Here is a 2320-nt window from a genome sequence, read left to right on the forward strand (position 1 = left end):
GCAAAAGGCTTTACGGGTTGGGCGAGTCGTGAAGCTGACCTGGCCCGTACGTCATGTACCCATCCTGCTCTGTCCGGGGTCTCCCGCCCACATTTCGGGGAGCTGCTCGAAGAACTCGCAATCAAGGTTTGTCGCCACGGAGGCATCATCGCTGCTGCCAGGTGAGGTCGGGGTGGCGTGGTTCGGGCGACCTCGGGGGATGCCGCTGCGTCTTCATTGCGCCCAGTTCAGTCCCAGGTCCGCCAGCACTTTCAGCTGTTCCCCATCGAGTTTGGTACGCCTGCTCTCGGTGTTGGTGAGCCAGATCCCGAGCTTCACCTCGGCACCGCTGGACCGCCGTCGTCGCTGATGTCGAACTGTCGCGTGAGGTCCACCGTGAACAACGGACGCCCGCTGAAGGCGTACGTGCCAATAGCCGCAGTCCCTGCAGGAGCCGCTGATCCTTGAGCTGAATCGGAGCGTGTACTTCCCGGGGGCAGCATCGCCGCTTGCCCGCGCTACCTCGACAGCGGGCCAGCGCCTTGGTGTCGGCGTACTCATGAATGAGCTCAAGGACATACGGGTGAAACGTTCATGTGTACGCCGACAGCGGCTCGTCCAGCAGTCCCTGGACCGGCTGTGCGACCGGACGCGGGCGGCGATCTACATCAGCCCCTACGCCGGCGGGCCAGTGGTGGTGCCGCACCACTCCGAAGGGCGGCTGGCCCCGGGTGTGCAGCAGCGGGTGGACTTCCGCGACACCACGCACCCCAGCGCCAACGGCAAGGCGCTGCTGTCCCAGCGGAGGCGGATTCCGCGCGTACCGCAGGCCGTGAGGCCTACGGCGCGCGGTATCTCACGTAGTCAGGGACCAGCGGCGCGGCGCACTGGCATGACCGTTGCTGAGCCAGGAGCCGTCACCGAGGGGCTGCACGTTGTACGGGCCTGTTCGGTGAGCAGCAGGGACAGCAGGGCCCGGCGGAGTGGGCCCGCAGTACCCGCGCGGCCTGCCGTAGGCGGTATTTCTCGCCGACGGGCAGGGACAGGGCGACGCAGGTGGCCCGGTCCGGGGTGCCGACGGAGTAGGCGACGCACACGTTGCGCCGGGAGTACTCGCGGTAGTCACAGCGCGGCGTGGGGTCCGCCGCCGTCGAGGGCCTGGGAGGTGGTGATGGTGTGGTCGGTGAGCTTGATCTACTGGTGGCGGGGCAGGTGGTCCACGCGCTCTTCGAAGGTGAGGCGGAGGAGTCTCTTTGCCATCGCGGCTCCGGGTGAACCCGGCACGGATGCGCATCCCGGGGTCTGGGACGCTCATCCGATGTGGAGAGAGATGATGACGAAAATCGCGGCTGAGGTCGAGTTCGGTGCTCCGGCTGACGAAGCTGCCGTGGAGGCCGCGGAGAACGCGCTGGGTCAGACCCTGCCCATGGAGCTGTCAGATCTGTTGCGCGAGTGCAATGGCGTGAGGGGACCCGATGGGCTCGACGTCATCTGGAGCGCCGAGCGAATCGCCCAGGACAACACTGCACTCCGCTCCGCCGACGACTTGGCGCAGCTGTACATGCCGTTCCAGCCACTGGTGTTCTTCGGTGACAACGGTGGTGGCGACCAGTTCGCCTTCGTTCGGTCACCGCAGCGTGACGAAATTTTCGTGTGGGACCACGAGACGGACAGCCGGTACCTGGTCGCCTACCGATTGGACCAGTACATCGAGCGGGCTCTGAGGGCGACCGAAGACTGGTACCGGTAGAAAGTGCAGCCTGCGTGGGGTCCGGAGGCGAGCCGCCTCGGGTCCGGATCAGGCCAGGACCGCGCGCAGGCACCGATGCCGGTTACGGTTGCCCCGTGAACATGTTGAACGGACCGGATGGCCCCGAGGTGCCCGCCCACTCCGTTACACTGCTGCCACTTCTGCGAGCCCACGAGACGGTCGTCGCGTTCTTTGCCGGCGTCGCGGACCTCGATGCGACAGACTCGGCCGGCCACGAGCTGGCGGAGGGCGTTCGACTTGTCTCGGGGGCCAGGCTGGAGCAGTTTGCGCGGACAGGCTCGGGAGACGCGTACTGCTTCGTCGGCGAGGGAGGGGAAGAGCGCCCCGTCCTGTGTCCAGCCCAGGGCAGGACGTGTGTGGTCCGGTCGGTGCCGTGATGAGGGCTAACTGCGCGCCGCGGACGCCGGTGAAAAGGGGCGACCGGGTGACGTCGATGCCGGCGTAGAACGAACGTCGCTGCGATGCGTGGGGTGAGGTCTTTGATCAGGTCGGCGGTTTCGTCGATGAGGACGAGCGGACCCCGATCTGGTTGTAGGTGTGGCAGACGCTCTCGGTGATCTGGATCTGGGT

Annotated in this window: 2 protein-coding genes; both read left to right on the forward strand. The window is 66.6% G+C overall.

What is annotated here, in order from left to right:
- Positions 1–1162 precede the first annotated feature (1162 nt).
- Positions 1163–1729 (forward strand): SMI1/KNR4 family protein, encoded by a 567-nt coding sequence (locus ACFW48_RS38600; RefSeq protein WP_386323339.1) that lies wholly within the window; start codon positions 1163–1165, stop codon positions 1727–1729.
- Between the two features lie 95 nt (positions 1730–1824).
- Positions 1825–2127: a hypothetical protein gene (locus tag ACFW48_RS38605; protein WP_386323341.1), complete on the forward strand. Its 303-nt coding sequence runs from the start codon at positions 1825–1827 to the stop codon at positions 2125–2127.
- Positions 2128–2320 lie beyond the last annotated feature (193 nt).

Source organism: Streptomyces sp. NPDC058812 (assembly GCF_042744565.1).
Classification (GTDB): Bacteria; Actinomycetota; Actinomycetes; order Streptomycetales; family Streptomycetaceae; genus Streptomyces; species Streptomyces thinghirensis.